This is a genomic window from Brevibacillus sp. FSL L8-0520, from assembly GCF_037963895.1.
GTDB classification, from domain to species: Bacteria; Bacillota; Bacilli; order Brevibacillales; family Brevibacillaceae; genus Brevibacillus; species Brevibacillus borstelensis.
In genome coordinates this window covers 2,242,605-2,261,302 of sequence record NZ_CP150171.1, presented here as the reverse complement: position 1 = coordinate 2,261,302, position 18,698 = coordinate 2,242,605, and the positions used below count along the sequence as shown (strand labels likewise).

18 protein-coding genes and 2 other annotated features are annotated in these 18,698 nt (G+C 50.0%); of the genes, 7 read left to right on the top strand and 11 right to left on the bottom strand.

The annotated features are described in order from the left end of the window. Positions 1–49: 49 nt before the first annotated feature. Positions 50–130, bottom strand: coding sequence for a putative holin-like toxin (locus NSQ24_RS11235; RefSeq protein ID WP_221175483.1), 81 nt, complete (start codon positions 128–130; stop codon positions 50–52). Between the two features lie 190 nt (positions 131–320). On the opposite strand from NSQ24_RS11235, the gene NSQ24_RS11230 reads away from it, so the two are divergent. Next, entirely contained in the window at positions 321–665 is a 345-nt protein-coding gene (locus tag NSQ24_RS11230) for a YugN family protein (RefSeq protein ID WP_003387325.1), read from the top strand. An 81-nt stretch (positions 666–746) separates the two neighbouring features. Further along, positions 747–1,919, top strand: coding sequence for a putative lipid II flippase FtsW (gene ftsW, locus NSQ24_RS11225; RefSeq protein WP_327927277.1), 1,173 nt, complete (start codon positions 747–749; stop codon positions 1,917–1,919). A gap of 46 nt (positions 1,920–1,965) precedes the next feature. On the opposite strand, the gene NSQ24_RS11220 is transcribed toward ftsW, so the two are convergent. Together NSQ24_RS11220 and NSQ24_RS11215 are read right to left on the bottom strand one after the other, a co-directional pair. After that, a complete protein-coding gene (locus tag NSQ24_RS11220) occupies positions 1,966–2,295 on the bottom strand; it encodes an Asp23/Gls24 family envelope stress response protein (protein ID WP_003387328.1) in 330 nt (109 codons plus the stop codon). A gap of 66 nt (positions 2,296–2,361) precedes the next feature. Continuing rightward, positions 2,362–4,017, bottom strand: a complete 1,656-nt coding sequence (locus NSQ24_RS11215; RefSeq protein WP_339167807.1) for a thiamine pyrophosphate-binding protein — start codon at positions 4,015–4,017, stop codon at positions 2,362–2,364. A gap of 121 nt (positions 4,018–4,138) precedes the next feature. On the opposite strand from NSQ24_RS11215, the gene sleB reads away from it, so the two are divergent. Then, a complete protein-coding gene (gene sleB / locus NSQ24_RS11210; protein ID WP_003387330.1) occupies positions 4,139–4,900 on the top strand; it encodes a spore cortex-lytic enzyme in 762 nt (253 codons plus the stop codon). Positions 4,901–5,027: 127 nt separating this feature from the next. Here sleB and NSQ24_RS11205 read toward each other — a convergent pair. Both NSQ24_RS11205 and NSQ24_RS11200 read right to left on the bottom strand, forming a co-directional pair. Next, a protein-coding gene (locus NSQ24_RS11205) for an IS1182 family transposase (protein ID WP_122958896.1) occupies positions 5,028–6,358 on the bottom strand; the annotation gives its coding sequence in 2 pieces (ribosomal slippage) (positions 5,028–5,818 and positions 5,818–6,358; 1,332 coding nt in all). A 196-nt stretch (positions 6,359–6,554) separates the two neighbouring features. Further along, complete coding sequence (locus NSQ24_RS11200; RefSeq protein WP_003387331.1) at positions 6,555–6,812, bottom strand: hypothetical protein; 258 nt, start codon at positions 6,810–6,812, stop codon at positions 6,555–6,557. Between the two features lie 182 nt (positions 6,813–6,994). Between NSQ24_RS11200 and cax the strand changes: the two genes are divergently transcribed. Continuing rightward, entirely contained in the window at positions 6,995–8,038 is a 1,044-nt protein-coding gene (cax, locus tag NSQ24_RS11195; protein ID WP_003387332.1) for a calcium/proton exchanger, read from the top strand. Between the two features lie 90 nt (positions 8,039–8,128). Here cax and NSQ24_RS11190 read toward each other — a convergent pair whose 3' ends face one another. The 3 genes from NSQ24_RS11190 to glsA form a co-directional block, all read right to left on the bottom strand. After that, positions 8,129–9,463, bottom strand: coding sequence for a sodium-dependent transporter (locus NSQ24_RS11190; protein WP_003387333.1), 1,335 nt, complete (start codon positions 9,461–9,463; stop codon positions 8,129–8,131). Between the two features lie 60 nt (positions 9,464–9,523). Continuing rightward, positions 9,524–9,754, bottom strand: a binding site (T-box leader). 47 nt (positions 9,755–9,801) lie between these two features. Further along, positions 9,802–10,065, bottom strand: a binding site (T-box leader). A 117-nt stretch (positions 10,066–10,182) separates the two neighbouring features. Next, entirely contained in the window at positions 10,183–10,467 is a 285-nt protein-coding gene (locus tag NSQ24_RS11185) for a YlaN family protein (RefSeq protein WP_003387335.1), read from the bottom strand. Positions 10,468–10,585: 118 nt separating this feature from the next. Beyond that, entirely contained in the window at positions 10,586–11,527 is a 942-nt protein-coding gene (glsA, locus tag NSQ24_RS11180) for a glutaminase A (protein ID WP_122959066.1), read from the bottom strand. Positions 11,528–11,757: 230 nt separating this feature from the next. Between glsA and NSQ24_RS11175 the strand changes: the two genes are divergently transcribed. After that, positions 11,758–12,270 (top strand): hypothetical protein, encoded by a 513-nt coding sequence (locus NSQ24_RS11175; protein ID WP_031931786.1) that lies wholly within the window; start codon positions 11,758–11,760, stop codon positions 12,268–12,270. A 71-nt stretch (positions 12,271–12,341) separates the two neighbouring features. Here the strand turns inward: NSQ24_RS11175 and NSQ24_RS11170 are convergent, their stop codons facing one another. Both NSQ24_RS11170 and NSQ24_RS11165 read right to left on the bottom strand, forming a co-directional pair. Continuing rightward, positions 12,342–12,482 (bottom strand): sporulation histidine kinase inhibitor Sda, encoded by a 141-nt coding sequence (locus NSQ24_RS11170; protein WP_003387338.1) that lies wholly within the window; start codon positions 12,480–12,482, stop codon positions 12,342–12,344. A gap of 302 nt (positions 12,483–12,784) precedes the next feature. Next, positions 12,785–13,996 carry an ornithine--oxo-acid transaminase gene (locus NSQ24_RS11165; RefSeq protein WP_003387339.1) on the bottom strand — a complete coding sequence of 404 codons (1,212 nt, stop codon included), beginning with the start codon at positions 13,994–13,996 and terminating at the stop codon, positions 12,785–12,787. A 229-nt stretch (positions 13,997–14,225) separates the two neighbouring features. Here NSQ24_RS11165 and NSQ24_RS11160 point away from each other — a divergent pair, with 229 nt between their 5' ends. After that, on the top strand, positions 14,226–15,626 hold the full coding sequence (locus tag NSQ24_RS11160; RefSeq protein ID WP_024984823.1) for a sigma-54-dependent Fis family transcriptional regulator: 1,401 nt from the start codon (positions 14,226–14,228) through the stop codon (positions 15,624–15,626). Positions 15,627–15,814: 188 nt separating this feature from the next. Beyond that, on the top strand, positions 15,815–17,227 hold the full coding sequence (locus NSQ24_RS11155; RefSeq protein ID WP_003387341.1) for an amino acid permease: 1,413 nt from the start codon (positions 15,815–15,817) through the stop codon (positions 17,225–17,227). 80 nt (positions 17,228–17,307) lie between these two features. Here the strand turns inward: NSQ24_RS11155 and ltrA are convergent, their stop codons facing one another. Further along, on the bottom strand, positions 17,308–18,573 hold the full coding sequence (gene ltrA / locus NSQ24_RS11150; RefSeq protein WP_024985202.1) for a group II intron reverse transcriptase/maturase: 1,266 nt from the start codon (positions 18,571–18,573) through the stop codon (positions 17,308–17,310). Between the last annotated feature and the right edge of the window lie 125 nt (positions 18,574–18,698).

Genomic DNA, 18,698 nt, shown 5'->3' with positions numbered 1-18,698 from the left:
GCTCTCACTTCTCGGTGTCGACCTCCCGGCTGTCAGGCTCAAGGGAGGTCTACTTCTTTTTACTGGTTGACAGCATTAAGACTAAGGTCCCGAACGCTACCATCAGACTTAGTGCTTCATATACTGTCATGCTATCACCCCCTTTCCAAAACGGGGATGAACCGACCACCCTTGTGGAGCTCACCTATTGTAGTTACCTAGTATACCATAAATTGGGAAAAGTGGCATCCTGCCAGAGACACGACTTATCCATTGCGCTCTTTCCGAAAACAGACTAATATAAGGTAGTGAATAACTTACCATTTGTAGGAGGAAAATCAATGGTTATCAAGGACACAGGAATCGGCAACAAGGAAGTCATGCTCGCCGATCTGGATCATTACATGAGTGACCTGGGGTTTGTTCGCGGAGCTTGGGATTACAAACACGCTACATACGATTATCAACTGAAAGATAAAGGCAACAACTACTACCTGCGAATCGAAGCCAATGCAATCGAGGGAAAACTGGAAGACAGCCACGCTGTTTTGAAGCTCGAGGACCCTTACATGGGCAGACACTTGTTCCCTCATGGATTGGATTACGATTCCCCGATTCCGGATTCGGTCGTACAGACAGCAAAACGCAAGCTGCAGGTATTGAACGAGAAGCTTTCTGCTTATTAATCCAACTGCATCCAGCTATTTGCGTCCTAAGAACAGAGAGGCATCCCCTCTCTGTTTCACGTCAAGGGGGAGGTTTCTCTCATGAAAACACGGGGAGTCCCCGACTTTTTGTTGCTGTTGTTAACCGCTCTCTTGGTAGGTTTTGGCATCACAATGGTGTTGAGCTCAAGCTCGATATATGCCCTGACAAGCTTTACATCCAACGGCTGCAAAATTTGCGGCGGCGACGAACTGTATTTCGTGAAAAGGCAAGCGATGTGGCTGCTTCTGGGCATATTCGGAATGCTGATCACGATGAACATACCGTTTTCTTTCTACAAACGGAACTTTCTGTTAATAGTCTTTGTCAGTTTTCTGTCGCTGCTGCTCGTTATCATTCCAGGTATTGGTAACGATGCGAAAGGGGCGCGGTCCTGGTTTAGTTTCGGGTCAGTCAATTTGCAGCCGGCTGAGTTTGCCAAATTGGGCCTGATTCTGTACTTGGCAGCGATTATCTCCAAAAAAGGCGATGGCTTCCGGGATTTGAAAAAGGGCCTTATGCCCCCGCTCGTTGTCACCGGCGCATTTTTTATCCTGATCATGGTACAGCCTGACATGGGATCGGCAGCGATCCTGCTCGGCACGGCGATCGTCGTCATGATTTGCGGCGGTGCGCGGATTGGCCATCTGTTTATGATCGGGTTTCCGGTCACTTCTCTTGCCGTATTCGCTTATGTCAAGAAGAAGGACCACGCCTGGAACCGGCTGACTTCTTTTCTCGATCCTTGGAGCGACCCTCTAGGTACGGGATACCATATCAAGCAATCGCTCATTGCCATTGCCCACGGAGGGCTGACCGGTACCGGATTTGGCAAAAGCATACAGAAATATTTGTATTTGCCTGAAGCGCATACAGATTTTATTTTTGCGATCATTTCCGAAGAGCTCGGCTTTTTCGGGACAAGCCTGTTCTTGCTCGTGTACCTGCTGTTCATCTTGCGGGGAATCCACATCTGTCTGAAAGTGCATGATACCTTCGCCAGCCTGGTCGGAATCGGAATCGTCAGCATGATCGGAATACAGGCGTTTGTAAACATCGGTGGCGTAACGTCCTTCATCCCTCTGACTGGCGTCACCTTGCCCTTTATCAGCTACGGCGGATCTTCCCTGCTAATGACCCTGGTATCCACGGGGATCCTTCTGAGCGTGTCCCGTGAAGTGAGTCGGCAAAAGCTGACAGAACAAGGGCAAAAGCAATTGTACGCAAACCGCTGATCGAAACGAATGGAAAAGGACCTGCCGTCTCTGCAGGTCCTCTTTGCTACATCTCAATTCCATCCACATGTACGTTTACCGCCTCCACAAACAGACCTGTCAAGGACTCCACCGTCTCCTTTACTTTCTCCTGAAGCTGGCGGCATACCTCGTGAATCTGCATGCCATACTTGATCGATACCCGCAACTCGATGGTGACAGCACCATCTGTGACGACGACATAAATGCCTTTGCCGCTGCCGCCGAACTTTTTGGCTAAATCTTGATAAAATCCACCGGAGCGCACCGAGACACCGGAAATGTCAGCCGCTACAACTCCAGCAATGACTGCCACTACTTGGTCCGCTACCCGAATCTCACCGCGCATGCTCTCCATACACGCCCTCCTCCCTGCTCCCTTTACCCTTCTTACTTATGTGTTGTCTGTCTGACTGCCTGATTCTCAGACTTTTCTTTCATTATAAACATTTGTAGCTTGGGCTTGAAAGGGGATTTCTCGTTTTCTCTCCGTTAGTGTCGGGAGAGTGCACTGAATGTCGAGCAGAATCATGTTTTGCGATTTCATCGCCTCTTTCAGCGCAGGCAAAAGTTCATGAACGGCACTTACGTGGCGCCCTTCGATTCCGCAAGCCTCGGCCCATTTCACAAAGTCGGGGTTTTCCAGTCGAGTGCCAAATGGGGCAAGTCCGGTCTGAACCATTTTCCACTCTTCCAGTCCCAGCGTCTTATTGTTTACGACAATCAGCGGGAACGAGAGATTATGGGCTGCGGCTGTCATCAGCTCACCAGCCGTCATTTGCAACCCTCCGTCTCCGACGATCGCGACTACTTGACGGTCCGGATTGTTCAGCTTGGCTGCAATCGCGGCCGGCAAGCCATAACCCATCGTCCGCCATTTTCCAGAGAAAATCGGGAATTGTGCAGTCCCACGGAACGCACGGTTGAACCAGATGGAGTGTTCTCCTGTATCCAGGGCGATGATGGCATTGTCATCAACAACCTGGGACAAGGCATGCATGAGTGTTTCCGGCTTGATCAGCTCGTCTGTTCCTTGATCGACCAACTGCTCTGTCTCCTGCCAAAAAGAAGCGTGCCACCGTTTCACCTGTTGAATCCAACCGGAATCGGGCGACTTTCCTTCCAGGCGGCGCAGCCACAGGGGGAGCACATCGCCTAGCTCTGCTGTGACAGGAAACAGTCGAGGATGGGCATGGACAGTTATCGGATTGTGATCGACCTGTACGACCGGCAAACCTGCCGGAATAAAGGAGCGCGGAAACCAGCTCGCTCCCAGCGCTACGAGCAAATCTGCTTGTGCCAATGCCTCGAGTCCCGCCCTGCTGCCGCCCTCGCCCAAGCCTCCCAGAACAAGCGGATAAGCCTCATCCACCGTTCCTTTGGCACCTAAAGTAAGCAGCAAGGCTGCGCCTATTTTCTCAGCCATCTGGAGACATAGATTGGCGGATTCACGGCTTCCCGTCCCCATCAGAATGACCGGTTTTTTCGCTTGAAGCAGCAGCTCTGCCGCATGCTCCACCTCTCCCCTGTCCACTCCCACGCCAGTTCGCAGTCGCGGCAAGGTCTCTACTAACGGCCATACCGTCGTGCGTGAAAAAATATCCTTGCAGATGGCGAGATGTGCGACACCTTTTTGACTGCCGGCTGTTACGTATGCGCGGTGAAGCACGTTGCCGATGGCATCCGGGTGGGCAACGGTCGTAGAGTACAAGCAGAGCGGGCGAAGCAAGTCTTCCTGCGGCACATATTGCTTGTACGGTCCTCCCAATTTGTGCGTCTCCACCTGACCCGTGATAGCGAGAACCGGAGCGTGATCCGCATACGCATCCGCCAGTCCATTCAATAAATTCAGTGTCCCCGGGCCGCTGGTCGCTGTACAAACCGCCGGTCTGCCAGTCCATTTTGCTTCCGCCGCTGCCATCATGGCTGCTGCTGATTCATGTCTGCATGCGATATAACGGATGTCTTTCTGTTTCCCGATGACATCCAGCCACGGCAGTATGGCATCACCCGCCACCCCGTAAATGTGTTTGACTCCCCACATGCGCAGCTGCTCCGTTACATATTGGGCGACCTGCATGAAGCACCTCCTGTCCTTGATACTTCTAGTGTGGCAAAATCTCCAGTATTTTACTAACTCGTATCCAGCCTTTTCGGGAAAACCTAGTGAATAGATCAGGAGAAATAAAGGAGGAACGTGAATGAAACAGCCTGTAAAATGGCTGCTTTGCCTTTTGGCCCTTGCTTTGACAGTGACAGCCTCTGTTATGATCTCCCCGGTACGGACAGATGCTTTCAGCAATCAAGAGGTTCGCGTCGGCGCTACCGGAAAAGATGTAAGAGAGATGCAGGGACGCTTGAAATACCTGGGCTTTTATACAGGAAAGGTCGATGGCGTGTTTTCCTGGCGCAGCTATTGGGCCCTGCGCAACTTTCAGTACGAATTCGGGTTAAAGGTAGACGGCATTTTAGGGCCAAAGACAAAGCTGAAGCTCTACAATGCCACAACCGGCTATCGGCCGACCGCTGAAGAGCTGGGTGTCGAACCGGCTCCAGCAGCTCCCGCGCCGTCTGCCCCCAAAAACACCAGCTACCGGAGCAAGGGCATTACAGACAACGATATTCGTCTGATGGCCAATGCCGTCCATGGCGAAGCACGCGGAGAGCCGTACGTCGGTCAAGTCGCCGTTGCCGCCGTCATCCTGAACCGAACCCGCAATCCGGCTTTCCCGAATTCACCCGCTGGCGTCATCTTCGAACCGCGGGCATTTACCGCCGTAGCAGACGGACAGATCTGGCTAACCCCTAACGAGACAGCAAAAAAAGCGGTACAAGACGCGCTCAATGGTTGGGACCCGACTGGAGGCGCCATCTATTACTTTAATCCGGATACGGCCACATCTGCCTGGATTTGGAGTCGCCCACAGATCAAAAAAATCGGCAAACACATCTTTTGCCGCTAGAGACAAAAGCAGGCACGGTGGGTACCGTGCCTCAGGCTGTCGAGAAACCCCACAATATGTTGGAGTTTCTTCTTTCATAACAATAAAATTGAGCACGAAGTGCTGGAAGTCTTAGATAGCACCACACCTAACATGCCTTTGCAAGGTGGAGTGCTATCTTTTTTATATTTTGAACGGTTGCTGTCAGCAACGCTTGCTCTTGGACATTTTCACGTCCGCGCAACCTACAATAGCGAAGTCCATGCAGTTCTTTGGCATCTGCAAAACTTCGCTCTATCGTTTGGTATCTCAACCTGTATAGGTATTTTCCTGACTTACTTAAGCGGTTCTGTCGAACCCATTCTTTACTCTCTTCCCATACATGCCTGGTTATCACCTTTTGGTGATTTTTTGACCGTGTACACATAGTGAGCATCGGACATGCCTTACATATTTCTTTATTTGACTTATACATTCTGTATCCGTTACGGTCAGTTGTCGAATAAGCAAGCTCATGTTTTTGGGGGCAAATATAGACATTCTTTTCGGGATCATATTTAAACCGCCATTTGGCGATAAGGCCTTTAACAGGTGAAAAAGCTCGATGGCCAATGACGGCAAAGATATTTAGATCGTGCAGAGCCTTGCAGATTGGAGTAGTTAAATAGCCAGCATCCAATGCAACGGCTTCAATGGTATCTGTAAACCCAAACTTCTCAATTTGGTGTTGTAGCCGATCTACATAAGGAACAGAATCATGAACGTTACCCGCAGTCACGTGTACATCAGTTATGATATTGTACTTATGATCGACTGTCCGATGATCGAGATAGAAAAAGCCTTCAGGCTTTCCGTCACGAACCATGTAACCACTGTCCGGATCAGTAGTACTCACCTTGATTTCCTTTTCTTCCTTCACATCCTCTCTAGGCTTCAATCCTTTTTTCCGTGTGCTTCACGGTCTTCATTAATGGCTGCTTCTAAATCACTAAGGTAGGCTCGACTAGATTTTTCAATAACATGCTTCTTAAATTTACGTTTGTTCGCATTTGCTTTCAGATGAGTGGAATCACTTATCAAAACACGTCCGCCAACCATGCGATGTTGGATAGCAAGGCGAACGATTTCATCAAAAATCTCTTGGAAAACATTTGTGTTTTTAAAACGAGTTCGACGATTCCAACTGATGGTAGTGTGGTCTGGAACTCGATCTGTTAGTGAAAGGCCAAGAAACCAGCGGTAAGCGATATTCGTCTGAATTTCCTTTTCGAGTTGTCTTTCTGACCGGATACCGTAAAGGTATCCAATGAAAATCATTTTAAATAAAACCACCGGATCAATGGCTGGTCTACCGTTATCTTCACAATAGTATTGGCGTACTTTTTCTCGGATGAAAGAGAAGTCTACATGCTTTTGAATAACTCGTAGCAAATGGTCCTCCGGGACCAACTCATCAAGGCATACAAATTCATATTGCATTTGTTGCTTTTTTTCATTAGAGGAAAGCACAATAATCACCCGCCAGTAAATGTAATTACAAGAATATTATAACACATTAACGCGGTGTCGTCATAAAATACAGGGAAATAAAAATGGCTGTCGACTTTCTCGACAGCCTGAGGCACGGTGGGTACCGTGCCTCTTTCATTGCTCAAGCAGTCTTGCGTTGCACCAGCTACGAACGCTGCCCCTGCATGTGTTCGGCCATCTTGATAAACCGCTCTTCCTGCTCGGTCGTCCCGCAAATTCCGCATTGAATCATGTAGGACTCTCCCTTGTAGGGCTGATGGAAGGTGTCCAGCTCGTCTCTGGATAATTCCGCGACCAGCTCGCCGGATTGGGGATCAAGTCGGACATAGCGCGGAGTTTGTTCAATGACAGTAAATCTCATCCGATTTGATTTACATGTAGGACAGAGATACGGTTTTGCCAATAGAAGCACCTCCTAAGATGTCTCACCGAATAGTGTGAGCAAAAAAACGGTGATTTTATTCTCCAGGATTCGTTCAAAATAATGATGACATCCTTCAAAAGTTCGGTTACACTTAAAGACGAATTTTGATTTATGGTAAAAAACGGGAAAACGCAACAAACTTAACATCATGAGGTGAGCCTATGAACCAACGGCTGTTTTTCACGATTGTCGGCGCGAGCCTGCTACTGGCGGGATACGCCCATTATTTCACTGACAATGAATTTTTTAAATTTGCAACTGCTTCCTTGGCTATCATTTTTTTGGCTGCTTGGTTGGGAAAATCGACAGAAAGTGTTGCACATTATGCAGGGGATCGCGTTGGCGGGTTTTTGAATGCGACGTTTGGCAATGCAGCCGAGCTGATTATCGCTTTCTTCCTGGTGAAGGAAGGCCTGTTCGATATGGTGAAGGCGTCCATTACGGGCGCCATCATCGGGAATATGCTGTTGGTACTCGGATTGAGCGTGTTTTTGGGGGGATTGAAGTACAAGGAGCAAACCTTTAACGGCAGGCTGGCCGGGCACAATGCATCCCTGATGATGCTCGCGATCGCCGCCCTGTTTATTCCGGCCGTCTTTATGAAGGAGCTCCCGCCTGTTGAGATCGGGACCTTGAGCACGGTGATTGCGGTTATTCTGATCGTGGCCTACCTTCTCTGGCTGATCTTCTCCATGGTCACGCACCGCGACTTCCTGTCCGACATTGAATCTCATGACAGTGAAGCAGCCTGGTCAAAAGGTGTGTCGATCCTGATGCTGGCGATCTCGACCTTTTTTGTGGCCGTCGTCTCCGAGTGGCTTGTCCACAGTGTTCAGCACGTCTCCGAAACACTTGGTTGGTCGGAGCTGTTCGTCGGGGCGTTTGTCATCGCCATTATCGGCAATGCGGCGGAGCACAGCGCTGCCCTGCTGCTGGCGATGAAAGGACGAATCGGCGCAGCTGTCGAGATCGCAGTCGGCTCCAGCTTGCAAATTGCCTTGTTCGTGGCCCCTACGCTCGTATTGGTCAGCTTGCTCCTGGGCCGTCCGATGGATATCGTCTTCACCACATTTGAACTTGCCGCCATTGGTGTCGCGACTTTTATTACCATCTCCATCACCAAAGACGGTGCGACCAACTGGTTTGAAGGCGTCCTTTTGCTGGCTGTCTATATCATCCTCGGAACCGCCTTTTTCTTTGCTTGATCCATAAAAAAGGGCGCAGCGTGTATTTCCATCGCTGCGCCCTTCTTTTTTATGCAGAACCAGTACCTGCCGGTTCTATGTTTCTTCTTCCTAAAAAACGCCCAGTGTGCTCAAAAATACGATGATAATGGCAATCGGTGCAATGTATTTCAGCAGCATCAGCCAGATGATAAAAGCGCGTCTCCCCCACTCTGTGGACACCTGCAATTCTCTGACAAGCAGCTCCCGTTTCAGCTTGAGCGGCACAAATACGGCAATCAGCAATGCACCCAGCGGCATCAAGACATTACTTACCAAAAAATCGGCCGCATCAAAGATGGGCTTCCCAAAAACGGTCACCTCTGACCAGACTCCAAAGGACAAGGCAGACGGAATTCCTGCCAGAAAAATAAGCATCCCGATAATCCAGGAATAGCGCTTCCTGTTTTCTAGTTTGCCCCTGGAAAGCGACGCTACGATTATCTCCAGCATCGAAAATGCGGAGGTCAGTGTAGCAAACAGGAACAACGCCATAAATATGAGCAGAAACAGATTGCCAAACGGCACGTGCTCAAAGACAGAAGGCAAAACGATAAACAGCAGTCCCGGTCCTTCCGTCGGCTCCATGCCCAGGGAAAAAACGGCAGGAAAAATAGCCAGACCGGCAAACAAGGAAACCATCAGATTCAGCCCGACGATCGAGCCTGCGGAGCGCACCAGATTTTCCTGTTTGCCCAGATAGGAGCTGTACGTAACCATCACAGAAACCCCGACACTGAGAGAGAAGAACGATTGACCCATCGCATACAGCACAGAATCCGCCGTCAGCCGGGAAAAATCAGGCATCAGGAAAAACGCGACGCCTTTGCCTGCTCCATCCAGTGTGAGTGAACGGAACATCAGGACAAGGAACAGTAAAAACAGTGCCGGCATTAAATACTTGTTCGCCGATTCGATCCCGGCCTGCACCCCGCGAGCCACGACCCACATCGTGATCAGCATGAATACAAATTGAGCGCCGACAGATCCGATCGGGCTGGCAATGACACTGCCAAACAATTGATCGTACGGCATGCCTGTCAGTTGTCCCGTCAAGCCGCGATACATATAAGTGAGAATCCAGCCGCCTACCACACTGTAAAACGAGAGCAGCAAGAAGCAAGTCGCCACGCCCAATCTGCCGATCCAATGCCATGCGCTTCCCGGTGCGAGAGTTTTGTAAGCCGAAATTGCCTCTTGCTGTGTGCTGCGTCCAATCACGAATTCACCCAACAATAGCGGAAGACCGATTGCGAGTGTAAATACGAGGAACAGCAGAAAAAATGCTCCGCCACCACTCGTTCCGACTACGTAGGGAAATTTCCAGATCGCCCCGAGTCCGATCGCCGAACCCGCTGCCGCCAGAATAAATCCAAGTCTGGTCGTCCATTGCTCTGTTTGCTTCATGCCCTATCCACCTCTTTCTAACTTTCCACTAGCCTGTAAAAAAGAAAACACCCATCCCCAAAAAGGGACGAGTGTTGTGCTCGCGGTACCACCCTGGTTAGGCTTTGTCAGCCTCGCTCATTTCATTGATAACGGGAATGACCCGGTTCCCTCCTACTAGGGGCGCCTTCCTTTCAGAGGACAGCTCAAGAGTGAATTCAGCGGGGCATGCCTGGAAACGACTCTCAGTCTCTGGTCGCTTCTCCCTGTCAAGCCGCTTGGCCGCTTACTGGTCTCCATCTTCGCTTTTGCCGTATTCATTTGTTCAAGGCAAGCGAGAACAAAAAAACCCGCCCCCTAAAAGGGACGAGTTGCTCGCGGTACCACCCTGATTAGACAAGCGTGTAAAGGAAAAAAAGTCAAGAGCCCTTTTACTTGCATGCCTCACTTTGTTCATTGGTAACGGGAATGACCCGGTTTTCCTTCTACTGGGCATCGAAACCGTTCAAAGGACAGCTCAGGAGTGAATTCGGCGAGGCATGCTTTAAAACTGCTTTCAGTCCATGGCAGTTTCTCCCTGGCAAGCTGCTGGTTCGCTTACTAGTCTCCGTCGACGCTTTTGCTCTTCAAAAGTTATTATTTAATCTAAAGCAGTGAGAGTGAAAAAGCAAGTATTTTTTTATGCCCTTGTAAAACTCGATCACAATAGAAAAGCGAGGAACGTTTCCATTCTCTCGCCTTTACCCCTTCTGATTGTACAGTTCGTGAAGATCAGCCAGTTTTCTTTCCAACGAACCCATTATTTCACGACCGATCTCTTCGTCAATCAGTCCCAAACGGACGGCGAACTCCACTTCACGCGAAAGCCCGAACATCTGGGTGTCAAGCACCTCTTCATACAGCGGGCACTGCGGCATGGTCAGGTTTTCCATCTGTACGTCTATGAGCTTGTAGATCTTGTCCGCATCTGCTCGCAGTAATGCTAGCGCTTTTTGTTCCAGATCGGGAATCTTAATTTCTGTCAAAACCTATCCCTCCGTTTGCCACCATCCTTACCTTACATAGTACGTTATTCTGGGCCATTTGAAAAGGGGAGACGATTTGGCAACTGTAAGTATATACGCACGAACGCTTTCGATTTGACTAAAAAATGCTCAAATCCCACATATCGGAGAGCCTTTGCAGCAGCTTGACCCCCGCTACCGAGTTCCCCTTTTCATCCAAAGCGGGACCAAATACGCCAAGCCCCATACGCTGCGGCACTGAAGCCATAATCCCTCCGGCTACACCGCTTTTTGCAGGGATGCCGACGTCGATGGCAAACTCTCCGGAAGCGTTGTACATGCCGCATGTGACCATGAAGGTTTTGCAAATTCTCGCCACTTCACGGGGAAGCAGCTGCTCGCCGCTCACAATGTCGTAGCCGTCCGCAGCCAAAATGGCAGCAAGCCGTGCCACCTCCACGGTCGTGACCTCGATCGAGCAATGCCGAAAATACAGATCGAGAGTTTCTTCCACGTCCCCGGAAAGAATCTTGCTCTCCTTCAAAAAATAGGCGAGGGCGCGGTTCCGATCAGCGGTCTGCTTTTCGGACTGATATACGTCGTAATTGACACGGAGCTCGGGATTGCCTGTCATTTTTCTAAGCAGCCGCATGATCTTCTCCAGCCGTTCTTCCACAGTTGCTCCGGGAATCATGCCTGCAACAGCGATGGCTCCGGCGTTGATCATCGGGTTTAACGGCTTGTGCGGCTTGATGGTCTCCAGCTTGATAATCGAATTGAACGGGTCGCCTGTCGGCTCTTTGCCCACACGTTCAAAGACATATCGCTCTCCATGCTCGCACAGCGCAACCATGAGTGAAAAAATCTTGGAGATGCTCTGCAAGGTAAACGGAAGATGGGCATCCCCGGCCGAAAGGAGCGTCCCGTCTTTGAGGCACACACTGATGCCCAGCCGCCTCTTGTCCTGTCTGGCCAGCTCCGGTATGTACGAAGCTACCTCGCCTTTTTCCGCTTCGCTGACGGTCTCCTGCACCGTCTGTTCAAGCACTTGCTGAATGTTGATATGGTCCATTTTGTCCATGTAGATCGCCTCTTGCGTGAATAGAATGGAATTCTGCTGCCCCCATTGTAAGAAGTCAGAGCCTCATTGTCAAAAGCGATGCTGTTTTTTGCTTGGGAGCAAGACGCCGAAGCGAATTTTTGCTATTCAGAAAAACGCTTTTTGCAAAAATGCACGGGCGGCTCGTTTGCCACATCCTTTGCCGCGGGTTACAATGTTACCGAGACGCTAAACAGACGGAGGAATGTATCATGTCAGAGGTAATCGTATTCAAGGGAGCCGTTTCCTTCCCCATAACACTCGACCCGAGCGTATGGATTTTTGACGACCGCAAGTTTGATCTTGGCACCTATACGGGTGAGGAAGATAACGATACAGGCAATCAGAAAAAGTACCTGGAAGGAACCGGTGCCCAATGGGACAAGGAGCTTCGGGAAGGTGCAGCCTTGCCGTCGGAGCGAAAGAGCTTGATCGAGGAACGGAAGGCTCTCCAGGGTGACTACGGAATCCGCCTTGCGCCGTTCATCGACAACGCTGCTCCCCATCCCGAAGTGACCCATGTACGGATCTACCGGGAGACAGGAGAGCCTATCCTCCTTCCGCTCAGCGAAGCCAGACGGGCCATCCTGCAGTTTTCAAAGGACGGCAAGCCTATACGGACGGATGGTCCTGTCTACTTTTTCCTCCCAGAAACACTGCTGGCCAAAGAAGCGCCGGTAACAGGAATTACTGCCTTTGAATTTGTCGCTGAAACCGGACAGTAAGCATACAAAAAAGCCATCCGAAGCTGCGGATGGCTTTTTGCATAATTTTTTGTACATCTAGGTTAGCCCGTTTACGCGCTCACTACCTGCGCGATACCGATGTCTCTTCTCTTTATCTCTGCACTGAGCAGTTCAATAAAAGCTGGGTCCAGTTGAAGGTCGACGGCACGATGATATACTTCTATCAGCATTTGGTCACTCAAGTATTTCACGCTTGTCACCTCCATCCCTTAACCTGAACCCATTGTAGCAGAAGAAACAGGCGCGAACAATCGTTCTGATATCCACAGGCAATGGGGATATCATGTGGGTAAGCTGTGGGCAAACTGTGTGCAACTGACAAAAAGGCAGGGTTGTCCATGTGGATTCTCCCTGCGCTTTTATCCACATGTTGTCGCAATTTGTCGAACGATTAACCTGCTTTTTCCCTTGCTTGAGTGGAGATTTGTCCGACTGACCATAAAAAGGACCATCCCCGCTAAAGGAGATAGTCCACTTTTTTGGAAGAGATCACTTATACATTTGCTGTTTCCGTTACTTGCAAGACTTGCTTGATCCGTTCGATCGCCCAATCCAGATCTTCCTTCGTAATAACCAAAGGCGGTGCAAAGCGGATTGTAGTCTCATGCGTTTCCTTGCACAGCAGCCCCAGTTCTTTCAGCTTTTCACAATACGGGCGAGCAGCCGTTTCCAGCTCCAGTCCAATAAACAGACCGCGTCCGCGAATTTCTTTGATCAACGGGTTTTTGATCTCCTTCAATTTTCCGAGGAAGTACTCACCCAGCTCTTGGGAGCGTTCCACCAGCTTTTCGTCAACCAGGACGTCCATGGCCGCTACGGCGACAGCACAGCCGAGCGGATTGCCGCCAAAGGTCGAACCGTGGGAACCAGGTTCAAAGACGCCCAGAACTTCACGGTCTGCCGCTACAGCCGAAATCGGGAACACACCGCCTCCGAGCGCTTTCCCCATAATGTACATATCCGGCTTCACGTCTTCCCAATCAGACGCAAACAGCTTGCCTGTACGGCCAAAGCCCGTTTGGATTTCGTCGCAGACGAGCAGCACATTGTTGGCCTTGCACAGCTCATACGCCTGCTTGAGATAGCCTTGCGGCGGAATGATGATGCCGGCTTCCCCCTGGATTGGCTCCAGCATGAACGCTGCCGTGTTCGGCGTAATCGCCTGTTTCAGCGCTTCGATGTCACCGTACGGGATAATCTTAAAGCCTGGGGTAAATGGACCAAACCCACGCTGGTAGCCAGGATCGGAAGAGAAGGAGGTGATCGTAACTGTACGCCCGTGGAAGTTGCCCTCGCACACGATAATTTCAGCCTGGTTATCCGGCACTTTTTTGACGTCATATGCCCAACGGCGAACAGCCTTGAGCGCCGTTTCCACCGCTTCTGCTCCGGTGTTCATCGGCAAAATCATATCCTTGCCGGTCATTTCAGCAAGCTTCTCATAAAAGTTGCCAAGCTGATCATTGTAGAAAGCCCGGGAAGTCAGCGTCACTTTGTCAGCCTGATCCTTCAGCGCCTTGATGATGCGCGGATGGCGATGCCCCTGGTTCAGAGCCGAGTATGCGCTCAGCATGTCCAGGTATTTGTTGCCTTCGGGATCTTCTACCCAAACGCCTTCTGCCTTGGAAATAACGATCGGAAGCGGATGATAGTTGTGAGCACCGAATTTTTCTGTTTGATCAATGACCCGGTTTGACTTGTTCATATGTTCATTGCCTCCTTGATTATGCGATGTCTCTCTTTTATTCAAGAATGATGCCAACTGTTTGAGCCTGTACAAATCCTTGGTTTCAGCGGGAAGGGCATTCCCACAGAGCAAAAAAAGTTTGCATCATATCCTTCTTTTGTCCATATTAGCGCATAATTATTTTGCACCTTTTCCATCCTATGTTATGATGTACCTCATACCATACCAACAGGCAGGTGCATTTTGGATGTCATCCGGGCAAAAGCTGAACTTACCCGACCATACCCTACATGTCTTTGAAACCATTTTGGACAGTGTCAATGAAGGTATCCACGTAATCGACGCATCGGGTACCACGATCGTATACAATCGCAAAATGACTGAGATGGAATCGATGAGCAAGCGAGACGTTCTCAACAAGCCACTGGACGAAGTGTTTCAGTTCCCTCCCGGCCAGGAAAGCACGCTGCTTACTTGTTTGCGTACCGGCAAAAGCGTCCGCAACGTGAGACAGACGTACTTCAACGACAAAGGTCAGGAGATCACGACGATAAACAACACGTTCCCGATCCTCAAGGATGGAGAACTCATTGGCGCAATGGAGCTTGCGAACGATGTGACAAAAATGGAGCGGCTGATCCGTGAAAATCTGTGGGAAAAGAACGGCGCGCGCTACACCTTTGACAAAATTATCGGTGTAAGTCCCGCTATTCTGGAGGTTGTGGAAAATGCCAAGCGTGCGGCAAGGACCTCTTCCTCTGTATTGGTCGTAGGGGAAACGGGAGCTGGCAAAGAGCTCTTTGTCCAGAGCATTCACAATGCAAGTCTCCGCGCCTCGGCTCCCTTCATTTCACAGAACTGTGCTGCCCTGCCTGATTCCTTGATCGAAGGACTCCTCTTTGGAACTGCCCGTGGCGCATTTACCGGAGCAGTGGAGAGACCCGGCCTGTTCGAACAAGCAGAAGGCGGTACCTTGTTCCTGGACGAGATCAACTCGCTTAGTATGCCCCTGCAGGCAAAACTGTTGCGGGCCTTGCAGGAAAAGTCCATCCGGCGCATCGGGGACACAAAAGACAGGTCCATCGACGTACGAATCGTAGCCGCGATGAATGAAGACCCGGTAGAAGCCATATCCCATCAGCGCTTGCGAAAGGATCTGTATTACCGCCTCGGGGTGGTAACGCTTTTTATTCCACCCCTGCGTGAACGGAGAGAAGATATTCCGCTTTTGATCCAGCATTTTATCGACAAGTACAATCACCTGTTCCAAATGAGCGTCGAAGGTGTAAGTGAAGACGTGCTGGCGTTTTTCATGGGACACGACTGGCCCGGAAACGTCAGGGAGCTTCAGCACGTTATCGAAGGTGCGATGAATCTGATGGTAGACGAAACCGTTATTACCTCCGAGCTGCTTCCTTACCATTTTTTACGCCGCACATCTGCACCCATAAAGGAAAAGATAACAGTACTACCCGTATCGGACGAAATCTCTCCTTTGAAACAAAAAATGCAGGAGTTCGAAACGTACTATATTCAGAAAGTCGTTGAGAAGAACAACGGCAATATTTCCCGTGCAGCCAAGGATTTGCAAATCAGCAGACAAAGCCTGCAATACCGCCTTCGCAAGTTGGGGGTTAAGCCAGTGTGAAGTGCAAATTTTTTTGGCGTTTGCCTGCTTTTTTTGCACGGAACGCCTATTTTTTTTGCACAAAACCTCTTTTTTGTCCCATAATAAACAACCGTTCCACAATTCCGACTTTGGCACACCATTTGCATAGGGAATATACACGCAGTTTATGATCACAAGTTGTGCATTCACGTTAAGGAGAGGGTTACATGGCATCTACGAACGATCAACAACACAAATTAAAGCGGTCCATGAACAGTCGCCATCTCTTCATGATCTCTCTCGGCGGAGTAATCGGAACCGGTTTGTTTCTTGGCTCGGGTTATACGATCGGGCAGGCAGGTCCGATCGGCACGATTATCTCTTATTTGGTCGGCGGTTTCATCATGTATCTGACCATGCTCTGTCTTGGCGAGCTCTCAGTCGCCATGCCTGTAGCCGGTTCGTTTCAAACGTACATGACGAAGTTTGTGAGCCCGTCGCTGGGATTCGCTGTCGGCTGGCTGTATTGGTTTGGGTGGGCGGTTACGGTGGCTCTTGAGCTCTTGTCCTCGGGGCTCATGATGCAGCGCTGGTTTCCGGAGTCCCCGGTATGGCTGTGGTGTGCCATTTTTGGTGTCGTTCTGTTTCTTCTGAATGCGCTTTCCGCGCGAGCATTCGGAGAAAGCGAGTTCTGGTTTTCGAGTATTAAAGTAAGCGCTATCATCCTGTTCATCATTCTTGGCGGCGCAGCAATGTTCGGTCTGATCGAGATGAAAAACGGCCAGCCCGCCCCCATGTTTTCAAACTACGTGAACAGTCCGCTGTTGCCAAACGGAATTACCGGCTTGCTTTTGACCATGATTACCGTCAACTTTTCCTTCCAGGGAACAGAGCTGATCGGGATTGCTGCAGGAGAGAGCAAAGATCCGGAGAAAACCATTCCCAAATCCATTCGCACAACGGTCTGGAGAACTTTGGTCTTCTTCGTTCTCGCTATCTTCATCCTGGCCGGCTTGATCCCTTACCAGCAGGCTGGTGTTGTTGAAAGTCCATTCGTAGCTGTATTTGACAGCATCGGCATTCCTTACGCCGCCGACATCATGAACTTCGTTGTGCTCACAGCCCTTTTGTCCGTTGCCAACTCAGGACTTTATGCCGCCACGCGGATGCTCTACTCTCTCTCCCACAGCGGCATGGCGAGCAAAAAGCTGGGCATGACAAACCGCAAAGGCATTCCGATGAACGCGCTTTTGATCACCTTTGCCATTTCTCTGCTCTCTCTGCTGTCTGGTTTCTTTGCAGAAGAGACCGTCTTTATGGTGCTGCTCTCGGTTGCCGGACTGGGTGCGCAGGTCGGCTGGATTTCGCTCTCCGCTTCCCAGCTCGCTTTCCGCCGTCAATACCTGAGAAATGGCGGGAAACTGGAAGATTTGAAATTCAAGACTCCTCTGTATCCGTTCTTGCCATTGCTCGCCCTCGTGCTGAACATTGCCGTTCTGGTCAGTCTCGCATTCGACCCGAGTCAGCGGATTGCCCTTTATGGAGGGGTGCCGTTCGTGCTCATCGCAATTCTGATTTATCAGCTGTACTTTAAAAATAAATCCGGAAACTCATCGGAACCGAATGGAAATGCGGCCTGATCGTCCGGAAATCGAGTAGGAGGGGGCGACTAACCCCCGTCCTCTCACACCACCGTACGTACCGTTCGGTATACGGCGGTTCACCAAGCTTGACGAATTTGAGAATATCGTTGCACTAAGCTTTTCAGCCCTTGTTGTTGCCAGTAGGCAATGCCGAGGGCTTTGTGTATATGCGGAGATTTTGTGGTACGCCATGCACCCTTGCGGGTATTTGCAATTTCAATGGCTTTTACGTGAGATATGCCAAGAGAACGAAGTTCTCGATATCTGGTTCTCACGCGTTTCCACTGCATCCACAAACAAAGACGGAGCCTGCGCCTTGTCCATTCCTCAATGGATTGTAGAATGCCCTTCGCGTCTGCAAGGGCGAAATATCCAATCCAGCCCATGAGGTACTGATTTATTCTTTCAATCCGCTTCTCCATCGAGATGCTCCACACCGGATTCGTGATCGTGCGGATTTTCTCTTTTAGCTTGAGGAGGGATTTGGGGTGGATGCGAATCCTTGTCTGTTTTGCAAAGGTAAAACTAAAGCCCAAGAATTTTCGTTTCCATGGTCGGTCTATCGCGCTTTTCTCCTCATTTACTTTTAGCCTTAGTACCTTCTCCAAGTGGTTTTGAATACTCTTCTTTACTCGTTCCCCTGCCCGTTTTGTTTTCACGTAGATATTACAATCGTCTGCGTAGCGGCAGAAACGGTGGCCTCTCTTTTCGAGTTCCTTGTCCAAATCATCAAGTAGGATATTTGCCAAAAGTGGGCTTAACGGCCCACCTTGCGGTGTTCCTTCACTTGATGTTGTACAGACGCCATTTATCATGATCCCCGCATTCAAGTAGGAACGAATCAGTCTTAAAATTCTCTTGTCCTGAACTTTTCGAGCCACACGGCTCATTAGAATATCATGATTTACGCGATCAAAGAATTTCTCTAGATCGATGTCCACCACGAAACGATATCCTTCGGAGATATACGCTTGCGCTTTCCTTACTGCCATGTGAGCGCTACGTTTTGGACGGAACCCATAGCTAGATTCCGAGAAGGTGGGGTCGAAGATCGGCGTTAACACTTGGAGGATGGCCTGCTGAATAAAGCGGTCTACCACGGTGGGAATGCCTAATAACCTTACACCACCGTCAGGTTTCGGGATTTCGACTCTGCGAACAGGTGAAGGTCTATAGGTTCCCCTTTCCATCTTCTCGCGGATGGCTTGCCAGTGTTCACGTAGATAATCGCGTAGTTGTTCGGTTGAAACACCATCGACTCCACCGACACCTTTGTTTTCCTCCACTCGTTGGAGTGCCATCCGTAAGTTTTCCCGTGATAAGACTTTTTCCAGCAAATCCATAATGATGTTCCTTCCTTCGCACATGCGGACTCCGTGCTTGCTGTACGATACTCAGCCCTCTTTTGTACCCTCGGGGCTTCACCCCTGCTCTTCAAAAGTAGTTCCTTGACAGAATTCTGCTTCGA